Genomic DNA, 22307 nt, shown 5'->3' on the forward strand with positions numbered 1-22307 from the left:
CGCATACCGACATCATGATCAACTGGTTGCAGAAAATAGTTATGATGCCATCAGTGGGTCTCTTCAATCGCCCGGCCCAGGAGTTCAATCCCCATATCGATTTCCTCCTCGCTTACGGTCAGGGGAGGGGCGATACGAAAGACGCCCCCCATACCTGGCAACTGCACGACATTCATGCTCAGGCCAAGTTTCATGCAGGCCCGTGTAATGGCCTCGCCCCGTGCACCATCCGCTTCCTTTGTCTGACAGTCTTTTACAATTTCCAGACCGAGAAGAAGGCCACGCCCGCGAATATCGCCAATACATTGATGGCGTGCCTGCAGGGAACGAAGGCCCGCTTCCAATCGCTGGCCCATGAGCCTGGCACGTTCAACAAGATTATCGCGCTTGACGACTTCCAGAACTTTCAGCCCAACTGCTGCGGGCAGGGGATCCGACACATGGGTTGTATAAAAGAGGTACCCGAGTTTGTGGGCCTTTTCTTCAATTTCAGCAGATGTGATCATTGCTGCCAATGGCAGGCCCGCCCCCAATGTCTTGGATAATGTAAGGATATCGGGCACAATCCCGTCACGCTCAAACGCATACATCATGCCAGTACGACCTACACCGGTCTGGGCCTCGTCAACAATCAGAAGCATGCCACGTTCGTGGCATTTTTTCTGCAGCAGGGCCAGATAACCAACTGGCAGGTCAATAATTCCGCCAGAACTCAGGATAGGTTCCGCAATAAACGCTGCCAGATTACCAGTGGACTGCCGGTCCACCAGGTCAAAAGCATAATCCAGTTCAGCACTCCAGTCATAAATCCCGTTCTTTTCAAAGCGGGGTCGATAGGGAAACGGCGTGGGAATGGCGAAGGAGCCTACGGCTGATGGGCCCACGCCCCGGCGGCCCGCACTATAGGTTGCGGATGCAGCCGAACCTGTCATCCCATGCCACGATTGGGCAAAGCTTACGATTTCGTATTTTCCCGTGACCAGCTTGGCCATGCGGATTGCCGCTTCGTTGGATTCCGCCCCTGTGCTCAGCAAAATGGTGCGGTCCAGCCCATCGGGCAATGTCTTGGCCAGTGCAGTTGCCAGATCGACAACCGGACGTGACAGCATACCACTGAAGAGATGATCAAGATTACGGCTGCCCTCGGCAATGACGGCTGCGATATCCGGGTGGCAATGTCCCAGAACCGCACTCATCTGCCCGGAAGTAAAGTCAAGAATGGCGCGCCCGTCAGCATCGTACACAAAACTACCTTTGGCGCGTTCGATAATCAGATGCTCGAAGGTGCCGCCATAACGGATAATATGTTCCCGTGCATTTTCCCAGAACCTGGGATCATTGTTCTTGGATTCAGGCATGAATACGCGCTCCTGCGTGCGTGTGACCATGGTTTCCCGGAATGATATTGCATTGACAATATTAAGCGCAGCGAATAGTTTTGATACAAGGTATAAAGAAATTTGATATCGTGCCGTATAATCTGGAAATTGATCTATTGCGGTCCTTTACCGTCATATCCGATACCGGATCGCTCAGCCGGGCCGCCCTGCAACTGGCTAAAACCCAGTCCGCCCTGAGCATGCACGTCAAACGACTGGAAGATCTGACGGGTCGTTGCCTGCTTAACCGGGGTGGGCGTGGTGTAACATTGACCGCCCATGGACTTCGCCTTCTGACACACGCGCGTGATATTTTACGCGCGCATGACCGTGCATTGGCTGATTTAACAGGGCAGGGCCTGACCGGTAGTGTACGTTTTGGTTGTCCTGACGATTATGCAGCCGCTTTCCTGCCGGGCCTGGTCGGCAGCTTTACCAGTGTTCATCCGGATGTGCTTATTGAAATCGTTTGTGGGTCAACGCAAAGACTGAACAGGATGCTGGAACAGCAACAACTGGATCTGGCTCTTGTATCCATTGTCAACCCGCATACGAAACATGATATTATCCGTATGGAACCACTGGTCTGGGTGGGCAGGACAGGTTTTCCGGTCTGGAATAGCATACCACTTCCTCTTGCCCTGACGGAAGTTGATACGTTTGACCATCAGGCGGTCCTGAAGAGTTTGGAGCATGATGGCAGGAAATTTCGAATTGCCTATGCCAGTGCCAGCTTAGCGGGGCTGACGGCCGTTGTCCGGTCAGGTCAGGCTGTAGCCGTGCTTACCCGTGCAGCCGTGCCGCCTGACCTGCTGGAACTGGGGCCCGATGTCGGCCTGCCAGATCTACCGCAGTTGGGGATAGCCATTGCGTTTGATAAGGTTGTAAGCAGCGATCCGGCCGAACAGTTTGCCACGCATATTCGTCATACTCTGCCCAAATTATGATACGACGTCAGGTCCAAATATTGTTCTGCTAACGAATACGCGGCGTAAACCGTGGGCGGGATGTATATAATGATATCCCGGTTGTTCATCGTGGCTTTCGCCGTGATGTTATCGGCATAGGGGTAGCAACAGATGATGCATTCATTTCAAGTGTAATGGCATGAAGTGCATCCAGCAGGTTTGAAGGCGGCCGATCCGCGAGGGAGACAATATATTCGATCATTTCTTCCTCTGCCCCAATAAGTGGCACCAGACGAACCCGGTCATTTCCTATAAATTCGCTGGGAGATATGGCAGCGACACCCTGACCATGGGCAACGGCCTCAATCATGCCTTCGCGGCCATCAATCAGAAGGGTAGGTGTAACCTGGATGCCGCGCTTGCCCAGTTCCCTGGAAAGCAGGCGTTGCGTAACGGACTGCGCTTCCCGAAAAATGGGGCCATGTTGTACGAATTCTGAAAAAGTAAGACCGTGTTCATCAAAGTCATCGGTATTGGGAACGACAGCCATCAATTTTTCACGCCGTAATTCCTGACCACGAATACGGGAATCCGATGGATAGATAGCGCATACAGCTATATCCGCCGTATTATTCAGCACACGGGCCAGACAGGATTCCGCATTTGTAATGGATAGTGAAATGATGACATTGGGGTAATGTCTGCGGAAAGTGGCTATTATTTTAACTGCCAGATCAGGTGCGTCTGTTACCATCAGCAGGCTGCCTGCATCCAGTGCGCCTTCTGCAGAAAGTAACTGGCGGGCATTGCGCTCATAAATAAACATCTGCCGTGTGGTCAACAACAGACGTCGTCCCAGGTCGGTCAGTTTTACCGTACGTCCCCGTCTATTGAATAGGGTGACGCCAAATTCCTGCTCCAGACGACGCACCTGATCGGAGATTGCAGGCTGTGTCAGACCCAGTGCGCTGGCTGCACGGGAAAAGCTGCCATGTTCAGCAACAGCATGAAAAGCGCGAAGTTGGACATATTGCATTGGCGTGACTGATATATAAGTAAAATCGTTACAAGAATTAATTTTATCGATTTTACAAATCTATATCACTCCGCTTTGTTATGTCCATTCCAAATCAGGCGAGTGGTGACATGTCAGACACAATCGAGCACACTTCCCGTAATCCAGACGATCTGCTGATGGAACCCGATCATTATCTCCTGACCCCCGGCCCCCTTACAACCGCGCCCCAGACCCGTGCGGCGATGATGCGGGACTGGGGATCGTGGGATCAGGAATTCCGAGACCTGACAGCTGAATTGCGGGGTGCCCTGCTGGAAATCGCTGGCAACACCACCGTTTATGACTGTATTCCAATGCAGGGAAGCGGTACCTTCTGTGTCGAAGCCATGCTTGGCAGTATTGTGCCGCACGACAGTAAGGTGCTGGTGCTTGTCAATGGTGCCTATGGGCAGCGTATTGTCAAAACACTCGGCTATCTGGGGCGCGCCTGCCGCGTACTGGACAAGGGGGATTTCAGTCCACCGCGCGGAGCCGAAGTCGCCCGGATACTGGCGGAAGATGCAGCCATTACCCATGTCATTGTCGTGCATTGCGAAACAAGTTCCGGCATCCTTAACCCGATAGAGGAAATAGCCGCGGTTACGGCAGCCCACGGTCGCAAGTTACTGATTGATTCCATGAGCGCATTCGGGGCCGTTAATCTTGATATCGAAACCCTGCAGTATGAGGCCATGGTTTCATCCGCCAATAAATGCATCGAGGGTGTGCCGGGTTTTGGATTTATCATTGCCCGCAAGACAGCATTCGAGCAGGCAGAAGGACGTAGCCATTCCCTGAGTCTGGACCTGCATGAGCAGTGGCGTATCATGAACACCACCGGACAATGGCGCTTTACGCCTCCCACTCATGTTGTAGCCGCCTTTGTTGAAGCATTGCGGTTGTATATGGCCCAAGGCGGCCAGCCTGCCCGGCTGGAACGCTATACCGCCAACCGTGACACGCTGGTTGCCGGCATGCAGGCGCTGGGTTTCGAGACATTGCTGGGAGAACAGTGGTTATCCCCCATTATTGTTACGTTTCTTACGCCCGGACATGAGTTATTTTATTTCAGGAAATTCTATGACCTGATGAAAGAAAAAGGCTTCATCATTTACCCCGGAAAACTGACACTTGTTGACAGTTTCCGTATCGGCTGCATCGGTCATTTCGGGCCGGATGTCATGAAAAGGGTAGTTGCCGCGGCAAAGGAATCCCTGGCGGCGTTGGGTATTCCCCATGCCGCACCGTCAGCCGCCAGTCTGGCGGCGCGAGATGCCGCCGCGTTGGCCTGACCCGTTTTCCAAGCAGGAGATTTAAAAAATGCAGTCATTCAGACATCTCAGAGCCGTCATTTTTGACTGGGCCGGTACCTTGGTCGATTATGGATCACGCGCCCCGATGGGGGTTTTTGTCGAGGCTTTCGCGCAATTCGGTGTGACCATTACAATTGAGGAAGCGCGGATACCGATGGGCATGGCGAAACGTCCCCATATTGCCGCCCTGCTGGCGCAGCCGCGTATTCATGAGGCGTGGCGTCAGCGCCATGGCGCCCCCCCAACCGAGCGGGATATCGATGCGATATATGCCGTATTCGTGCCCAAAAATGTCTCGGTCGCCAGCAGGCATGCCGATATCATCCCCGGCGCGGCGGACGTGCTGGCGGCCTTGCGGCAGAGGGGGCTGAAGATCGGGTCCACTACAGGCTATACCCGCGAAATCATGAACGAAATCCTGCCTGTTGCCGCGCGACTGGGGGTTAGTGTCGATAGCCTTGTCTGTTCGGGGGAAACAACAGAAGGACGACCAAGCCCCTTCATGGTCTGGCACGCCCTGGCGCAGATGAACGTCTGGCCCACCCATGCCACCGTAAAGGTTGACGATACCCCCGTAGGAATTGATGAAGGCATCAACGCAGGCGCATGGACAGTAGGCGTGGCGCTGAGCGGCAATGCCTTTGGCTATGCGCCGGAGGAAATGGCAGCCCTGCCAGATCTGGAATTCGCAGCAAAGCGCGCAGCAGCATACGCCCAGTTGACTGCGGCGGGCGCGCATGTCGTTATTGATTCGGTAGCAGACCTTCTGCCTGTCTTATGGGCGTTCGATGGTCGTATGGCCCGTGGCGAGCACCCCTGATGGGCGTCTGCGGGAATGCTTGTACGCGACGGACAGGGGCATCAAGGGAATCGGCAGAAGAAAGCCGGGTTTCGTCATAAACGCGTTTTTGTTGCATTTCACGGCATAATCAGGATTACAAAATTCAGGAACGTAATAATATGTCATGCTCCATGAAGGGGAAAATATAGTGAGCGCGACAAAAACACTTCTGGCACCCCCACGGCAGATCCCCCTGGGCGTTTTATGTGGTGCTGGGGCAGGGGCCTTGTGGGGACTGGTTTTTCTGGCGCCAGAATTGGTAGGAACCTTCACGCCTATGCAACTCGCGGTCGGTCGTTATCTGGCTTATGGCGTGATTGCCTGCGTACTGATAGCGCCCCGCTGGCCTGTGCTTTCCCGCACCGTGACACGACAGGACTGGCAGGCCCTGTTCTGGCTGTCACTTTTGGGCAATATCCTTTATTATATATTGCTCTCAATGGCTGTACAGCTAGGCGGCATCGCCCTGACTTCGCTTATTGCTGGCTTCCTTCCAGTTATCGTAACCGTAGTCGGAAGCCGTGAGGCAGATGCTGTCTCCCTTAAGCAACTTGTTCCATCGCTTATTCTGTGCGGTGCAGGCATGTTGTGTATCGGCAGTCAGGCCATTCTTGTGGCAACACCTGCAGGATCGTCCATAACCGGACTGTTCTGCGCCTTCGCGGCACTTGCATCATGGAGCGCCTATGTGGTGTGGAACAGCCGGTGCCTCGGACGGCTTCATCATATTTCAGGACATGAATGGAATCTGCTCACCGGTGTTGTTACCGGCGCTCAGGCCGTGCTGCTTGTTCCTGTTGCCTGGTTGCTGACCAATATTCATCATACTGCGCAGGGATGGGAGCGTTTCATTTCCGTCTCGGTCGGGATTGCGTTCCTTGCCTCAATCTGCGGCAATGCCCTGTGGAACCGGATGAGTCGTCTCCTTCCTCTCACCATGGTCGGACAGATGATCCTGTTTGAAACCCTGTTTGCCTTACTCTATGGCTTTTTGTGGGAACAGAGGATGCCCCGTCCCCTTGAAGTGATGGCATTCTTACTGGTTGTCAGTAGTGTACTTTCGTGCATAGCAGCTCATCGGAAAGCATGATATCATTGATTTTTTAATTAACATTCAAAATAGAAATTATTACAAAGGCTAATTATTTTAAGAAATGCACAAATAAACTAGAAAACTACCCCTTTATTGAACGCATGAAACTGATTTAAAAACAGGTTATTATCCGGATTTTACGCTTATATTGCGATATTTTTTATTATATTTAATTAAACTTTTATCATATTCAGAAACAGGCTGTGCATCGAGCGTAATCTGCGTCAAATACATGCCTTTTTCTTATGTGAAAATTCTTACCGCCCCCCCCCCGCAATAAGTGTTATTAATAACAAATTTTTACAATAAATTCAGTACATTATATTATTACATAACATTTTTATTTCATTCACAAAACAACATAATAAAAAAACATCCCATACTGATCCAACTTCATGACTTATCAGGATGGAATGATAGACCCCAGTATTTTCAGACCTTCTTCTATCCGCTCGTAGGGAATAGCCGAAAAACCCATACGGAAGCATGATCGTCCTGCTTTGGGGTTATTAAAAAATATATTGCCCTGCTCGATTAATACACCGTGTTTACTGGCTTCTTGAGCCAGTTTCGTGGCGTCATGATGATCAGGCCCCTGAATCCAGAAACTGGATGCACCGGCAGATCGCATAATTTTATAGTTCGGCAGGTAACGGGGTAGCAATTTATCCATTAATATAGCGCGCTCATGTAATTGCGCGCCCATTTTCTTTAAATGTGATCTGTAATGTCCTAATGCAATAAATGCACTCAAGGTTTTCTGGTTATTACGCGGGGGATGACGAAGCATAAGCCGACGCAGAGCACGCAGTTCCTGTATAATGGCAGGCGGCGCTACGATATAACCAATCCGCAGGCCTGGTGCCAGTATCTTAGACAGGCTACCGATATGGATGACACGTCCATGCGTATCCATGCTTTTCAGGGCTGACCCGGCTTGTCCTTCTGAAAACAGATCTGCATCGTAGTCATCTTCTATAATAACGATATCTTTCTTTTGGGCGACCCCCAGTATTTCCATACGGCGTTGTGGAGACATGATTGCTGTAGTCGGACACTGGTGCCCTGGTGTAAGAAGTACGACCTGACATTGGCTAAAATCATCATTGGGTATGACCCCCTGATCATCCATTTTCAGATTTTTTATTCGGGAAGTCTGAAGCTGGACCATATTGCGTGAGTCAGTATAGGAAGGATCTTCAATCCCAAAATTAGTTGATGATGATACAAGTATCTTCAATGCCATAAAAAGGGCATGCTGTGCCCCGACTGTAATGATAATTTCCTGTTCCGATGCCCATATCCCGCGTCGGGGTAGAATCTGCAGACATATCTGTTCGAGAAGATCGGGGTCATCTTCATCAATCATGTCACCAGCCCAAAGACCAAGCCCCCTGAGATTAACCGTTTTTTTCATGCTTTCCCGCCATTCCCTTGTCGGGAAGAGGGTTGAATCAAGCTGTCCAAATAAAAAACAGTATTTGTAGTCCTGCCAGTTCCTGGGTTTGGAGATATTCCTAAGGTTTGATACCTTTAATTGTATATGCTTGTTCCAATTGACCCGATTTTCAGGGGGCGTAGCCTGTTCATCTTTCTGTTCGACAAGATGACGACTGACTTCGTCTTTCACATACATGCCACTACGCAAACGACTGACAATATATCCATCATCAATCAGGCGTTCGTAGGCCATGACCACCGTTATGCGGGCAATGCCAAGGACATCCGCCAATTGACGACTGGAGGGAAGGCGGGTGCCTGAACGGATCTTGCCGCTTTCAATGGCAGCAACAAGTTTTTTGCGGATATTTTCCTGAAGCGTTTCTTTCTCATCTCTCGGGTGCGAGGCAAAAATTTTTCTCCACCCGATATCCATTCTCACCTCCCTGTTTTAAAATGAAATTATATCAAAAGGTTGAATAATTATCGACGATAATAAACATAATTGTTGTTATTACGCAACAATCATGTTGTGGAAAAAACGATTTGAAAAATATGAAAGGGAAAAAGCGAACGGATTAAAAACCCCACGCTGTTTAGCATGTTTAGACCCGTTAGACCTTGAATGATGAGACGCACTGCATAGCTGTTTATGATGAGCACGATGCCGCCTGATCTATCTGGGAGCCTCTGATCGAGGAAGTCCGTCTCGAAGGGCAAGGCTCAAGGAATGGCAGGCTGTCACAATCCGATACGAGAAGACAGCCACGTCCTTTCTCTCCATCATCCTCACCGCAGCTACAGCAGATTACATCAAGACCTAACAGGTTCTAGAATTTTACTTACAATTCTGTCTACGTTTCCTGCGTCGTATCCATCTTGCCGTATCAAGAACGAAATGCGGAAGTATGTTCCGTATGAATATTTCTGCTATCTGCATGGTCGATTGTCTGCTGTTGGGCAGATAGATCGTGTTCTGTGCTGTCCTGTCGGTTTTTATTTTTGGTGCCGTATAAAAATATGTAATGAGTGTGCGCCGCAGGTACCCCGCTTGTGCGGCTTGAGGATGTCCGTGCCATGAATCAGGCGACTGGAGCATGAGAACACTGCGCCCGAACTGGGGAACGATTTTTCTGACAGGCCGGGGTGGATTGTTCTGCCACAGTTCCAGCTGGCCGCCATATTCAGGTTTCCAGTCATGATTGAGGTAAGTCAGCAAAGCCAGTCGATTTTCCAGACATGTATGGGGGTGATGACGAAAATCGGTATGAACCTGAAAATGTCCCTGTCCCGCCACTTCGTGCATGCCCCCCCCATAAAGATAGGGATCGGGAAGAAGATTTGTGATTCCTGTCAATCTGGTCAGTAGCCGGAGAAACGGTGCACCATTAACAATATCAAAATACCGTTGTATTTCTGCAGGCATGGCGGATTGTGTGCTGGTCGAACGCTTTGACTGAAGCTGGTTCTGGAATACATTTATATTATTTACATGATCGAGATTAAATGCCTGTAACGCTTCGTTCAGCAGGGCATGACTGAACATTCTGTCCATGACCAGGTGCGGAAATGGTCTGGCCGTCGAGAACTCCTGTGCAAGATTGTTCAGCAGGGGAGAGTCGGGCAGGTCCATTTCTTCTAACAGGGGTACAAACGACATCTGCTATCCTAATAATAGTCTTTTCGAGTAATGCAGGGTGTTGTGATGTCCATAGGAAGTCCGATCTGGTCAAAGGCAAGGAAAATTCAGAAGGGACTTCGATTCTGTATCTGTGAAGATGCGATTGCGTATTTATGATGTACTGTCCCAAGATGGCACCAAGCCTTGCCATATTCGACAGGAATGGTGCCCCTGCTGGCCTGGCTATTCAACATGCTTTCCAGTTCCGGGACAAAAAGGGCATGATTCTGCAGGGGGGCCATCAGTGGCACCTTGTAAGGAAGCAGGAAATGGCCCGTCACGGGAACGCAGGTCCCGTCCTCTGGCGGTAATGGGTCATTTATGGTGGTGCTGACAGCTTCTGCCAGTTTCAGGAAACTTTGCAGGAAATCATCATTATAGGCGAAATTTCCCGTCCCGCCCTGCGGCCGTATTTCTTTTTCGGAAGCAGGCGCATTGAGCCACGCAATATAATGCTTCGTATGTAAGGTATGCAGTCCGTCCGCGCTGGCAAATATGTGATCGATCTCCACACTTTCATCTGTTCCAAGTGGCAGGGTGATGCCATGCATTACGGGTAGACCGCTTGCCACAAGCATCTGCGTAATGGGATCATCCGCGGCCGGCTGTCCGCATAGCTGCTGCCACAGGGCGGAATCTTCGCCTGCAGAGAAATCTTGATTGCGGTGCGCACGTGTCATGTCCGGTCCTGCAACAGATAAAGCTCCAAATCCGATAGGAAAGCTTTTATTGTAAAGAATTGGTAACCGGGGGGCATCTTCCCGTCGTCATCACGCCATTATTCATGCCCGTCTCAAGCAGCATCATGTTGACTGCCGGGTTGTGAGCACCCGGTATCCGGGCGCGCATGCAGCCATGCTTCAAGATCCTGCACACCCAGCGGCCTGGAAAAGAAATATCCCTGTATCACGTCGCAGTTGATCTGCCGGAGCAGGTCAAGCTGCGCCTGCGTTTCCACGCCTTCCGCCACCACTGTCATGCCCAGGCTCCGCCCGATCCGGATGATGGCTGTGACTACTGAGTGAACCTTGCCCGTCGGTTCAAAGCCATCCATGAAGCTCCGGTCAATCTTGAGTTCGTTAAGCGGCAGGTTTGCCAGGTTCGACAGGCTGGAAAAACCGGTTCCGAAGTCATCCATGGAAAGCCCGATACCCATTGCCCGGATCGCCTGCGCGGCAACAAGGGTCTGCTCATAATTCTCTATCATCGCACTCTCCGTCAGTTCGATGGTCAGGCGCTGGGGAGGAATACCGCTTGCATTCAGAATATCACCAATCAGGCGCGGCAGATCAGGATTTCTGAAATGCAGCGCGGATATATTGACCGAGACGACCGGAATTTCGATTCTTGCCCGCATCCATATGGCCATCTGCCGACAGGCCGCACGCAGTGACCACAGTCCGATTGCTTCGATCTGCCCGGTTTCTTCCGCCACGGGTATAAAACGGCCCGGTGATATCATGCCCAGGGCAGGGTCGGTCCATCGGGCCAGAGCTTCCACCCCTTCCAGCCTGCCAGTCGCGGCATGGACCTGCGGCTGGTATACCAGATAGAGCTGATCTGTCCTGATCGCCTCCTTCAGCGCGTTGGCCAGCAGGATCTGGTCCGCCGCCTGCCGGTTCATTTCCTCGCTGAAAAAACGGTAGCAGTTTCGGTCGGAATTTTTTGCCTGTGACAGGGCCGTTTCCGCCTGCTGCATGAGTAATTCTGACTCCTCCAGGCCGCCGTTATTATCCGCAATACCGATACTGGCTGTAATGGTGACAGGAACCTCGTCAATCATGACCGGCTCCGTCACGGCTTTCATGACGGCATCGGCCAGTGCCGTGGCCCGTTCCACACCACCGGTCGTGATCAGGGTGAATTCGTCACCTCCGCTGCGGGCCAGCAGGTCATCAGTGGAAATGAGACCGGATAGCCGCCTGGCCAGCACCGCCAGCAGCCTGTCACCCGCCGGGCGCCCCAATCCGTTATTGATGGTCCGGAACTGATCAAGGTTAATGATCAGGGCCAGCAGGTTTTCATGCCGCGCACGTGCCGCCCGCTGCCTGATACCGTGGCGCAGCCCGGTCCGGTTGGGCAGGCCCGTCAGTGTGTCATACTGCGTAAGCCGTGCGAGATCCTCACGCGAGCGTTGCTGCTCGATGGCAAGTGCGCACAGATGCAGGCAGGCATCGGCAATCCGGCGATGCCATCTGCCCGGTGCGCGCTTGGCACGGAAATAGAAAGCCAGGCTGCCTCCTACCCGGCCATCACGCAGCAGGATCGGCACCGACCAGCAGGCCATGAGGCCATGCGGGACGACAAACTGCCAGAAACCCTTCCATTTCGGATCGGCTTCAATGTCTGGCGTGACCACTTCCCTGCCTGTGAACAGCGCCGTACCGCATGACCCGACCTCGGGGCCAATCTGCAGGTCCGCGCAGACTTCGGCAATCTGTGCAGGCAGCCGTGCCCTGCCTGCAGGGTGCATGCGCCGTGCCTCATCCACAACCACGATCTGTGTTACGACATCGGGCGCGATGCGTTCAATCTGCCGGCACATGAGAGCAAGGATTTCGTTGAAGGACAGGTTGCTGGTCAATGCCCCCATCATGTCCTTCTGGAGCGCCTTTATCTGCTCGCTGCCGGTAATGTCATTCAGCACCACGATCACTTCATGCAGTTCCTCATAGGGGCTGCATAAGGGCGTTATGGTTGCCAGAAGCCAGACGTCCTGACCCGTGTCGGTGCGGGAATGGATTTCCAGTTCAAAGGGCCTACAGCGCTGCAGGCGACGGCGGAATGCGTGCAATGTTGCAAGATCGTCCCGCCGGCCGGAAAGAAAAGCCGAGAAATCAGCCCCTTCCATACCCTCGGCACCGATACCCGAAAACCGGGCCGCCGCTGCATTGGCGTAGGTAATGCGGCACTGGCTGTCCAGTATCAGGATGCCACATGCGCTGCGTTGCACAATGGTGGCATACTGAAGGTCCTGTTCATGCCGGGACAGATTCAGTGTCACGTCGCGCAGGGAAATGACAAACACCGGCTGTCCGGCTCCCTCGATCCGTGCCACGGACAGTTCGGCGGAGAACGCCGTGCCATCATGCCGCAGCAGGGCCAGATGGCGGCGGTTTTCCGTAGTGGAACGACAGACCTTGTCCCCTGATACGCCGGATGGACACAGCGCGACATGTGTCAGGTTCTCACCAAAGGTACAGGGCAGGATGTCTGTCCCGGTGGGAAAGAGGATATCGAGTTTCCGGCCGACCAGACCGGGCGTGGGGCCACCCCAGATACGGGCCGCGTTATCATTGGCAAAGATGATTGTGTTATCATTGCTGACAAGCAGGATACCCGTATCAATGCTTTCCAGCAGTCTGTCCGGAATGGGATAGGTCTGTCGTTCGCCCATTAGTCTGGCCTGCCTGTCTGTTGTGTTCTGGTGGGTAAATGGATGACGATGCCATTCTGGGGGGTCTGTGTCCGGTAGCGTTTGAGGAAAAGCGGGGACATGTCCGTCCCTTCTTCTTCCTGCTGCCCGTTTTCAGGATGGGACAGTCCATAGGGGTCCCCATCACAACGCACGACTGCCCATGCCGCGCAGTCCTGTTCCAGCCCGCATCCTGCAAGCAGCCCGACCAGTGTGATGCAGGTATCGGAATCATAGGATGCCGTCAGGGTCTCGTTGCCGCGGAATACCAGGCTGAATGACGCGGTGCGGTCCAGGCTGCCAAATGTAATGTCGATCAGGATAAGTCCGGCTTCGGAATGCTTGGGTCCGAAAATGATTTCTCCCCCCGCCTGATCAATAATCAGGTGCAGCCACAGCACCTGAAGGGGGCCAAAACTGTCGATTTCCAGCGTTCCCCCCTGCAGGACGTATTCCCAACTGCTCCACCGGGCCAGATCAATCAGGTTCGTGCGGACCCAGGCCCGTGGCCCTATTATGAAACGATAGGAAGACAGATCCGACCTGCGTGACAGGGGAAGTGATCTTTTTACAATTTCGATCACGTTTCCCCAGATGAAAAAGCCGTCTCTGACTGCGGTCTCGTCTGTGCTGACCACAAGGGAGTGACCGTTATCCGTTACCATTTTCATATGTATCGCCTGTCTCAAAAATACTCGCACCAGCAAGGAAGTTCCGGTTTTTCTGACCGCTGGCTATTGGGCCAAAATATGAAATATTTGTGGCGTGGCCTTTCTGCCCGATGTGAAACCGCATGGTGGTGGAGGTGATGAGGAGGTAACGGAATTTATTGTTGCATAAGACCCGTCATTTGAAAACCAAAAAAATTCTGGCTATGCGTTTATACAATCGTCTATAAAATAAGACTGATGTGCCAATATAAACGAATAATATGATGCTGATCGGGTACGCGCGCGAAAATGCGGAAGAACAGACGCTTCTCCATCAGGTAGAAGCGCTCCGAAAGGCGGGTTGTAAAAAAATATATGAGGAAAAAGTTCCTACGATGAGCAGGGACTGGCCCGTTCTGGGTCGCATCCTGACGGAACTTTCTTCTGACGATACTTTGATTGTCTATTCTCTGGACCGTCTTGCCTGGTCAACGCCCCACCTGCTGGAGGTGGCCGATCGACTGCGTGAAAAGGGGGCAGGGCTGCGTTCCCTGTGTGAACCCTGGGCCGATACCACCGTTCCCTATGGACAGATGATTCTTGGTGTTTTTGCCGGCATTGCCGAGTTCGAGCGCGCATTAAGCCGGAACCTTACGGAAACAGGCAGGAAACGGGCCAAGGAACGGGGTGTGCATCTTGGTCGGCCTGCCAAGCTCAGCGCTGAGCAGATTGCGACGATCCAGAAGCTTGTCCGGGACGAGAACATCTCCATTTCAGAAGTCGCGGCCCGTTTTGGCGTGCATAAGGCCACCATCTATCGGGCGGTCACCAATAACAAGTAAGAATTTCTTGCGATGTGATACTGATATGATCTGTAGCAGTGGAAAGAGTTATGATTGTCGATTCACCTGCCAGATCAGATGCCGTGTATTTAGGATTTTCTGTTTCCCATTGCCATTATAGGCAGGTATTGCAGAATACATTATGTCCGACAGCACGATCGTCTCTGCCTTTTAGAGCCTGATTCAAAAAGCGACCTGAGCGATTTTCCGTACAACTCTGCGGATATGGGCAATGATCAGCCAGACATGTGAAGATGAAACTGTCGCCTCGACCTCTCTGCTGAGGCGACGGCTACGATCAGGCCAGGCAAAGCTGTGTTCCACGATCGAGCGTTTGGGCAGGACAACAAAACCCACCGCCCTGTCGGAGCGCCTGACGATTTCGATGGTCCACTGGCCGAGTTGCTCAGGAGCCGTGCGCAGTTTTTCACCAGCATAACCTCCATCGCCAATCAGATGCCGTAACCACGCAAAAGAATTACCTGATCCGGGCGGCCACCAGAGGCGCGCCACGGTCCTGGATATCGGCGGCATGCACGAGCAGAGCAAGCGAAGCTATGGGCGCCCACGAATAACAGAGGAACTCAAGGCTGCGGACGCCTGATGCATGAGAATGACATTCGTTTTGTCAGGACACGACAGCGCAAGTGACCACCAGTAGTACTTACCATCATGCCACTGAACCCAACCTGCTGGGACAGGATTTCTCGGCAACAGCCGTCAGCCAGAAATGGACAGCAGACATCACATACATCTGGACACGTGAAGGCTGGGTTTATCTGTCTGTGGTCCTTGATCTGTTCTCACGGCGGGGATTATCGGATGGAACCTCAATGTCCGTATGACGCGGATCCTGCTGTCACAGCGTTGAAACAAGCCATTGCCTTACGTCACCTACAGAAGGGTGTGCATCATGACGATCGTGGCAGTCAGTATTGTTCAGAGAATTATCGTCGGCTCCTTTCTGCTCATGGTTTTATCGTGTCCATGAGCAGAAAAGGAAACTGCTGGAACAATGCTGTCACGGAGGGCTTCTTCAAGGCCCTGAAGGCTGAACTCCTGTGGCGGCAGGCACGGATGACGCGTCAGAAGGTCGTGCAGGCCATCACATGCCATATCAACGATTTTTTGCAATCCGCAGAGGCGGCGTTCCGCACTATAATGGAAAAGCCCTCTGGATTATGAGCGCAAAGCCGCTTAACAGATCATCCGTAGTCCGGAATTAAACCGTGACACGTCCAGTCAGTAAATGAGCCGGGTGTTTCTCATCTCGGGGACCGTGCTCCGTATCAACGCTCAGGGCGCGTATTCAGCCGGCGCCTGATCAAGTGACCCGGTAGCAAATGCCAGGCTGGCCGCAGCGATCAGGGCGGCGTAATAGGCATCGGAATGGCTGAGGGTCGCATCCAGAAGGCCGTTCTGGGCCATGGATGTCTGTATGATGGACCCCACACCATTGCGATAGGCGGCATAAGCTGCGTCGAACGCTGTCCGTGTCGCTGTCTCCAGCCTGCCGGATGCGCTGTAGGCGCTCAGGCTGGTGTGCAGGGCGTTTTCTGCCGCCACGATCTGCTTGACGGATGCATCCACCGTTTTCTGTAATGTGGCGCTGGCGCTATCCGCCCGGTCCTGCGCCTGCCTGAGTTGGGCCGCCCGCATGCCGCCATCAAAGATCGGCACGCTGATCCCGCCCAGAATCACGCTGCTGAGCGCGTTGGAGGACAGGTTGAGGGTGGGCGGGCTATCACTGCCGACCCCCGGCACGGAAGACAGCGCCAGCCGACCGGTGGTATAGGCAACATTGCCAGTCACGAAGATCTTGGGCAGGAATTCGCTTCTGGCTGCGGCAACCTGACTCTGGGCGGCTTTCACGCTGGCGTAAGCCGCCAGCACATCCGCCCGGCGCGAAACCGCCTGCTGGACAAAGGCATCACTCAGTCGGGTATCATCCAGCATAAGGGGCCGGTCCGATACATTCTCGGTCTGCATACGGGTGCGGGGGGAGATGCCCATCGCATTGACCAGTTCCAGATAGGTATTCTCCACATCGCCCTGCGCCTGCACAAGACGGAGTTCAGTCTGGGCCGTGGCCTGGCCGGCCTGTGTCGCATCCACGACCGTGCCCTGCCCATGTTTCAGCCGCGCCTGTGCGGCATCCTCCACCCGCCGGGCATTTTCCAGCGCCTGTTCAAGCCAGTGCACGCGGGAAGCCGCCGCCGCGTGGGCATAGAAGGCGATGGTAACACCATAAATGATTTTCTGGTGGGCAGCGGTAAACAGGATATTGGCCCCGATCTGTCCCTGCCGCATCGCGGCCAGCACGGCTTCACGCTTGCCAAAATCAAACAGAAGCCATTCCAGTCCTACCGTCTGGATTTCGCCCGCACCCGAACCGGCGTTGCGAACGCCACCGACAAGATTATTGAAACTGGTCACCCCGCCATTGAAGGCATCGCCTGCCGCCCCGCCATTACTGATGGAAGGGTTGTCACCATTGTTGCGGGTGTGATTGTAGCCACCCACCACGGTTGCCGTCAGTCGGGGCAGGTAGGTACTTTTGGTAATGCCCACAGCCAGAGCCGCATCGCGCGCCGTATCCCACGCCCGGCGCGTATCGGGGTTGGCTGACTGGGCAATGTCAATCAGTTCCGCCAGCCCGTAGGCATGCCCGGCCTGTGCGGTAATGGCCGTATCGGGGGGCCGCACCTGGATCTGGCTGTTGGAGGGCAGGGTGAAGCCCGGTGGCATCAGCAGCCCATGCCGGGCCGCACGGCCGGGCTGGATTTCACCGCTGGCGGTCTGGCTGGGCTGCCACGGGCTGTCCGGACTGGCCGGGGCACTGGCCAGTTCATGCGTGGCGCACCCGCACAGGACAACAATCGCACAACCGGCCAGTATGGAAAAAGCAGGACGGTTCATCGGGCGCTATGTTCCAGTTGTTCGATCCGTGCAGCCGTATCAGGCAGAGTGTGGCCCAGCAGCGTGGTGCCCAGGCATCCGGCCTGCGCCAGCGTATCGTGCCATGTTGCAAGCTGGGTATTGCGCCGGTCCGCATCGTCGCCCGGGGGCACCGGTTCGGCCCGGGTGTATTCCACCGCCAGTTCCGCAGCCGCCATCGCGCCCTGTACCCGGGCAAACAGGGCTTCGCGATGCTGGAGAACGGGCGCATCCGCCTGCCGGTGCAGGAGGCCGAACAGGGCAGCAAGTTTCCCCGGTATCGCGTCACGCGCACTGGCGGGCCAGAAACTGGTGAAGACGGCGTAAGTAATGAAATTACCGATCATGATGCCCACGATGCGGTCCCGCGCCGTCGCCATGTCACTGGTTGGCCCATAGCCCTTGAGGTCGGTCAGGTAGAAGGCAAGGCCAATCTGGAAACCGGCATAGGCGATCCGGGCATCACCAGTCTTGATCCATGCCCCGAGCAGGGAGACGACAAAGACAAGAACCAGAAAACCCGTAACGCCATCCAGATGCGGCATGACGAAAATGATGCCCAGGATCCCGATCGCTCCCCCGATCAGCGCCCCGGTGATGCGCAGCGTCAGTTTGGAGATCATTTCGCCCATGGTGGGAAGTGCCACGATGAAACAGGTGATGATGCAGGTGTGGATACCCGGCCAGTCCAGCATCTTGAACAAAAGGTAGCTGCACATGACAGCAGCCGTGCCCTTGACCGCAAAGCGGACATGAGTGGGGCTTGTGAATGCATCAGGGGCAAAAAAACCTGCAGGGCCGCCCGTTTTTTCCGGTTGCGCTCCGGCTGGCGTTGTAAATGTCGGCAACAGGGCCGCAAGGTCATGCAGGGTGGCGCTGTCCTCAACGGGGGCGGGAAGGGGGATATCGACAGGATAGTCACCCTCTTCGAACATAGCCGCCATATCGCCCAGTGTTGCGACCAGTTCGGGCGGTGCGGTGGCCTGCGCGCGTGCTGCATCAATCGCCAGCGCCAGCACCGCGACGCTGGCATTGGCGGCCTGCTGCAGGCAGGCAAGATCATGAGGTGACCAGATCTTTTCCAGTCCCGCCATTTTCACATTGCCCATCATTTCGGCAGACCCGGCGCGCAGCAGACCCGTGGCATGGTCGATCAGCCTGTCATCAGGGTTCCGCAGCAGGCTGATGGACAGGTTGAGACGCGCTGCAATGCCATCCGTCAGAACCGTTTTGGGCGAAGGACAGATCAGCAGCCCGAGCACAACCATCACCACGCCGGGCACGGCAAGGAACAGATCGGCATACAGTACGGCACGGGTCACGATTTCACCCACCGGTACCTGATCGATGGCAATCAGCGCATACACGACGGTCAGGCCGAGCACGTAGGCGACAGGCCTGAGCTTGCTTGCCGAGCCCATAAAGAAAAACCCGAACGACAGCAGCGTAATGATGATGACCAGCCCCATCGGGTGGTCCAGAGTCAGACGGACCAGCCCGAACACGAAAGCCAGCAGGAACACGACGAAGATATTGATGCCCACTGCCGCCAGCACATTCGTCACCCGGTCTTTCTGCCACAGCGCCATGGTCACCAGAGCAGGCACGGCCAGGTCGGGCACCTGCCATATTTCTCCCACCAGCACGGTGGTGGTGCACCCCGCCGCCATACGCAGGGCATAACCCAGCCGACCGGGTGCCGGATTACAGACCAGCGCCCACAGGCGTGACAGCGACAGACCACGGGGCATACCCGGGCGCCGCATCTGTGCGACAGGGACGTTAGTGGCAGGCGGCGCCATAACGGATCTCGACGGTAGCGGTGGCGCCCATGCGCAGCAGGGCAGGGCGGATGTCATCCAGACGGATCCGCACCGGAAAACGCTGGGCGACGTGAACCCAGTCCATCTGCCGTGGCACGAGGGGCAGCGTGCGTGCAAGACCGGTCGTATCGGCGGACATAACGCCCCACCCAATGCTTTCCACGTGGCCCCGCAGGGGGGTATGGCGGTCGATCATGGAATAGACCGTAACACAGTCACCGGGATGAACGGGGGCAAGGTCGATTTCCCGAATGGTGGCGGTCACGTACCATGCCTCATCCACAATCAGCGTAAACAGCACCTGTGACGGGGCCAGCACTTCGCCCGGCTTTACACCAAGGCTGGTCACGTACCCATCCGCAGGCGCGGTGACAACTGTCTGGCGCAGTTCGTAACGGGCATGATCCAGCATCGCCTGGCTTGCAGCCTGTGCGGCCTGTGCGCTTTTCAGATCACCCACGGCCATATCCGCCGCTGCGGACTGCTGTCGCGCCTGTGCCAGCGAGACCTCGGCATCACGAAGGGCAACGCGGGCCTGGTCGTATTCCTGCCATGGAATATAGGATTTACCGGCCAGCGGCTGCAGGCGCCCGGTCGTACGGGCCGCAAGGTCGCGGTTGGTCTGGGCGCGGGTGACCTGGTCACGCGCGGCGGCGGCTGTTGCCGTTTTAACGCCAACCAGACGCTTCTGGTTCTCCACCTCCGCGCTGGCAAGGTCCAGATTGGCCTGCGCCTGCTGCACGCCCAGCGTGTAAGGCTCGGGATCGAGGCGGTACAGCACGTCGCCTTTATGAACATGCTGGTTGACCTGAATCGGAAGGTCTGTCAGCCGTCCACCAACCGTTGAGGCGATATGAACCAGTTCGGCATCAATGCTTGCGCTATCGGACCCGGGATAGGCATTTCCCCGGTGAGCCACATAAAGACTCAGCACGACGGCAGTACCGATGCAGCCTGCGGCAATGGCCATGCCAAGCGGCTTTCTGCCTGAAATACGGACGCGCTGCATCATCCGGGGCCGAAAGCCACCAGCCAGACCGCCAGCGCGGCAAGGACACCCAGTGCGACATAGGTAAAAAGCCGGAAGCTGAGGATGGCATCCACCCCCGTCAGCACGAATACCACCCGCAGGCCCAGCGACACCGCAACCCCGGTCAGCCCGCACACCATCCATGCCGGGAAATAGGCGCCCACCACTGGAAAAGAGGGCGCGCCCCGGAATGCACATCCCCCAAGCAACAGGGGGAAAAACGGCAGGGTCGTAAGTGGACGCACTGATATCATGACAGGGGAAAAATCTTCCTCAATCGTAGCGGAAATTTCCTGTTATCATATTTCCTATTAAAAAATAGTCACAAAAATATTTCTATTCCAGATTACCTAAATATAAACAATTTGTTAATCTAGTCCATTGAATGGATTGACGGACATCATTTTGAAATTTCAGAAACCTGACATAATTTTTTTAAGGAATATTTTCCCAAAAACCATCCGTGAAGCAACGCTGAAACATTCTGTCGCCAATCATACAGCGCACCGTATCGCAACGCGTTATGACCGTAGCGCCCATATATTCTGCCCGGCCAGATGCCTTGCAGCAACCATCACTTTCAAATACCACAGAGACAACAATCCGTAATAATGCCCATGGTAAAATAAAAATTCATATTTTTACTTATTGAATACGTTTCCAATAACCGATGTGACAAGCATGGCCATCACGCCCCAGAATATGACCCGCAACGCTGGACGCCAGGGTGCCGTACCTCCAGCCAGAGCGCCGACAGTTCCCAGAATTGCAAGACAGATCAGCGAAACGATAGAGACACTCCATGATACCAGCCTGAGTGGTGATAGCACGGCCGTAAGCAACGGCAGTATGGCGCCAAGCGCAAATGCACATGCGGACGCCAGGGCAGCCTGTATTGGACGCGCCGCCGTTACATCGGAAATACCCAGTTCGTCACGGGCATGGGCGCCCAGCGCATCATGTTTCATCAGGGCAACGGCGACCTGGTGCGCCAGAAGATCATCAAGTCCACGCTGACGATATATACCAGCCAGTTCGCTGACTTCAGAATCCCAGCTACTACCGAGTTCCTTTTTTTCACGGGTCAGATCCGCCTTTTCTGAATCGGCCTGGGAACTGACAGACACATATTCCCCTGCAGCCATGGACATGGCGCCAGCTATCAGACTGGAAATGCCAGCCAGTAGTATTCCTGCCTGCGCGGTATGGGCACTTGCAACGCCAATAATAAGGCTGGAAGTAGACAGTATTCCGTCATTTGCCCCGAGAACGGAGGCCCGCAGCCAGCCCATACGGGCGGCTGCATGTACCTCATCCGAACCAGATATGCCCTTATCACTTACGTCCATTCGATATATTCCCGGTCATGAACATGCGCTGCAGAACATTGTCGCGCAGGGTGAAGTAATGAAAACACGCCGCCAGCGCGTGGCCGGTAGCCAGAAAGATGATCAGCCAGCCATTCCACTGGTGCGGCTGATGCAGCAGGCCGACCCTGGCGGGTGCGAATTTTCCAAACGGCGGCATGACCTGCCCGGACAGGAAACTCATAGCCTGTCCGTTTCCCCATCGCCACAGGTAGCCAAGGCCGATTTCCATCATGGCCAGCCCATACAGGCTGTATTCCACGCTGCAGGCCAAGAGAGAGCCCAGCCAGCGGTCTGATGCGGACATCTGCCGCCCCCACCCGATCCGCCACGCGATGCGCACGGGCAGTAGCACTGCTTGGCACCATTCCCGCCGTCAGGTGACTGACCAGAAGCTGGTGACGCAGCGGATTATGGAACAGACCCCATATATCTGCGCTTATGAACTGCAACATGATGATTGCTGCACAGCTCCAGTAAAATAAAGACTGTCGGCGCATCATAGCGCCTGCGTGCCGGGAGTGTTTCGTG

19 protein-coding genes and 1 pseudogene are annotated in these 22307 nt (G+C 54.5%); 6 read left to right on the forward strand and 14 right to left on the reverse strand.

From position 1 onward, the window contains the following. Positions 1-50: 50 nt before the first annotated feature. Positions 51-1358, reverse strand: coding sequence for an aspartate aminotransferase family protein (locus ACE2AA_RS04445; protein WP_395371404.1), 1308 nt, complete (start codon positions 1356-1358; stop codon positions 51-53). Between the two features lie 110 nt (positions 1359-1468). Between ACE2AA_RS04445 and ACE2AA_RS04450 the strand changes: the two genes are divergently transcribed. After that, positions 1469-2326 (forward strand): LysR family transcriptional regulator, encoded by an 858-nt coding sequence (locus ACE2AA_RS04450; RefSeq protein WP_395371406.1) that lies wholly within the window; start codon positions 1469-1471, stop codon positions 2324-2326. Between the two features lie 85 nt (positions 2327-2411). Here ACE2AA_RS04450 and ACE2AA_RS04455 read toward each other — a convergent pair whose 3' ends face one another. Next, positions 2412-3323 (reverse strand): LysR substrate-binding domain-containing protein, encoded by a 912-nt coding sequence (locus ACE2AA_RS04455; protein WP_395371408.1) that lies wholly within the window; start codon positions 3321-3323, stop codon positions 2412-2414. A gap of 110 nt (positions 3324-3433) precedes the next feature. Between ACE2AA_RS04455 and ACE2AA_RS04460 the strand changes: the two genes are divergently transcribed. The 3 genes from ACE2AA_RS04460 to ACE2AA_RS04470 all read left to right on the forward strand — a co-directional run bounded on the left by ACE2AA_RS04460 (position 3434) and on the right by ACE2AA_RS04470 (position 6588). Beyond that, complete coding sequence (locus tag ACE2AA_RS04460; protein ID WP_395371410.1) at positions 3434-4636, forward strand: 2-aminoethylphosphonate--pyruvate transaminase; 1203 nt, start codon at positions 3434-3436, stop codon at positions 4634-4636. Between the two features lie 28 nt (positions 4637-4664). Further along, a complete protein-coding gene (gene phnX, locus ACE2AA_RS04465; RefSeq protein ID WP_395371412.1) occupies positions 4665-5477 on the forward strand; it encodes a phosphonoacetaldehyde hydrolase in 813 nt (270 codons plus the stop codon). A 169-nt stretch (positions 5478-5646) separates the two neighbouring features. Beyond that, positions 5647-6588 (forward strand): DMT family transporter, encoded by a 942-nt coding sequence (locus ACE2AA_RS04470; RefSeq protein WP_395371414.1) that lies wholly within the window; start codon positions 5647-5649, stop codon positions 6586-6588. 406 nt (positions 6589-6994) lie between these two features. Here the strand turns inward: ACE2AA_RS04470 and ACE2AA_RS04475 are convergent, their stop codons facing one another. The 5 genes from ACE2AA_RS04475 to ACE2AA_RS04495 all read right to left on the reverse strand — a co-directional run bounded on the left by ACE2AA_RS04475 (position 6995) and on the right by ACE2AA_RS04495 (position 13798). Beyond that, positions 6995-8467 carry a PLP-dependent aminotransferase family protein gene (locus tag ACE2AA_RS04475; protein WP_395371416.1) on the reverse strand — a complete coding sequence of 491 codons (1473 nt, stop codon included), beginning with the start codon at positions 8465-8467 and terminating at the stop codon, positions 6995-6997. 402 nt (positions 8468-8869) lie between these two features. Further along, positions 8870-9691 (reverse strand): 2OG-Fe(II) oxygenase, encoded by an 822-nt coding sequence (locus ACE2AA_RS04480; RefSeq protein WP_395371418.1) that lies wholly within the window; start codon positions 9689-9691, stop codon positions 8870-8872. Between the two features lie 86 nt (positions 9692-9777). Continuing rightward, positions 9778-10392 carry a hypothetical protein gene (locus tag ACE2AA_RS04485; protein WP_395371420.1) on the reverse strand — a complete coding sequence of 205 codons (615 nt, stop codon included), beginning with the start codon at positions 10390-10392 and terminating at the stop codon, positions 9778-9780. 113 nt (positions 10393-10505) lie between these two features. Next, the gene (locus tag ACE2AA_RS04490; protein ID WP_395371422.1) at positions 10506-13109 is read right to left on the reverse strand and encodes an EAL domain-containing protein; all 2604 of its coding nucleotides are present in this window, start codon (positions 13107-13109) and stop codon (positions 10506-10508) included. Continuing rightward, positions 13109-13798, reverse strand: coding sequence for a hypothetical protein (locus ACE2AA_RS04495; protein ID WP_395371424.1), 690 nt, complete (start codon positions 13796-13798; stop codon positions 13109-13111). Before ACE2AA_RS04495 ends, ACE2AA_RS04490 begins: the two co-directional genes overlap by 1 nt. A gap of 260 nt (positions 13799-14058) precedes the next feature. On the opposite strand from ACE2AA_RS04495, the gene ACE2AA_RS04500 reads away from it, so the two are divergent. Then, complete coding sequence (locus tag ACE2AA_RS04500; RefSeq protein WP_141259472.1) at positions 14059-14619, forward strand: recombinase family protein; 561 nt, start codon at positions 14059-14061, stop codon at positions 14617-14619. Positions 14620-14802: 183 nt separating this feature from the next. Here the strand turns inward: ACE2AA_RS04500 and ACE2AA_RS04505 are convergent. Continuing rightward, positions 14803-15169 (reverse strand): annotated as a pseudogene (locus ACE2AA_RS04505) (transposase); the annotation flags it as partial. 272 nt (positions 15170-15441) lie between these two features. Between ACE2AA_RS04505 and ACE2AA_RS04510 the strand changes: the two are divergent. Then, on the forward strand, positions 15442-15804 hold the full coding sequence (locus ACE2AA_RS04510; protein WP_395371426.1) for a DDE-type integrase/transposase/recombinase: 363 nt from the start codon (positions 15442-15444) through the stop codon (positions 15802-15804). A 111-nt stretch (positions 15805-15915) separates the two neighbouring features. Here the strand turns inward: ACE2AA_RS04510 and ACE2AA_RS04515 are convergent, their stop codons facing one another. From ACE2AA_RS04515 to ACE2AA_RS04540, 6 genes are all read right to left on the reverse strand, one after another. Beyond that, positions 15916-17538, reverse strand: coding sequence for a TolC family protein (locus ACE2AA_RS04515; RefSeq protein ID WP_141299160.1), 1623 nt, complete (start codon positions 17536-17538; stop codon positions 15916-15918). Next, positions 17535-19358 (reverse strand): FUSC family protein, encoded by a 1824-nt coding sequence (locus ACE2AA_RS04520; protein WP_395372125.1) that lies wholly within the window; start codon positions 19356-19358, stop codon positions 17535-17537. The genes ACE2AA_RS04515 and ACE2AA_RS04520 overlap by 4 nt, the downstream gene beginning before the upstream one ends. Further along, entirely contained in the window at positions 19339-20388 is a 1050-nt protein-coding gene (mdtN, locus tag ACE2AA_RS04525; RefSeq protein ID WP_395372126.1) for a multidrug transporter subunit MdtN, read from the reverse strand. Before mdtN ends, ACE2AA_RS04520 begins: the two co-directional genes overlap by 20 nt. After that, positions 20388-20654, reverse strand: coding sequence for a YtcA family lipoprotein (locus tag ACE2AA_RS04530; RefSeq protein ID WP_227000603.1), 267 nt, complete (start codon positions 20652-20654; stop codon positions 20388-20390). The genes mdtN and ACE2AA_RS04530 overlap by 1 nt, the downstream gene beginning before the upstream one ends. A gap of 396 nt (positions 20655-21050) precedes the next feature. Next, a complete protein-coding gene (locus tag ACE2AA_RS04535) occupies positions 21051-21758 on the reverse strand; it encodes a VIT family protein (protein ID WP_141299158.1) in 708 nt (235 codons plus the stop codon). Beyond that, the gene (locus ACE2AA_RS04540; protein WP_395371429.1) at positions 21745-22131 is read right to left on the reverse strand and encodes a cytochrome b; all 387 of its coding nucleotides are present in this window, start codon (positions 22129-22131) and stop codon (positions 21745-21747) included. Before ACE2AA_RS04540 ends, ACE2AA_RS04535 begins: the two co-directional genes overlap by 14 nt. Between the last annotated feature and the right edge of the window lie 176 nt (positions 22132-22307).

The sequence above is a fragment of the Komagataeibacter diospyri genome (genome assembly GCF_043995075.1).
Taxonomy (GTDB): Bacteria; Pseudomonadota; Alphaproteobacteria; order Acetobacterales; family Acetobacteraceae; genus Komagataeibacter; species Komagataeibacter diospyri.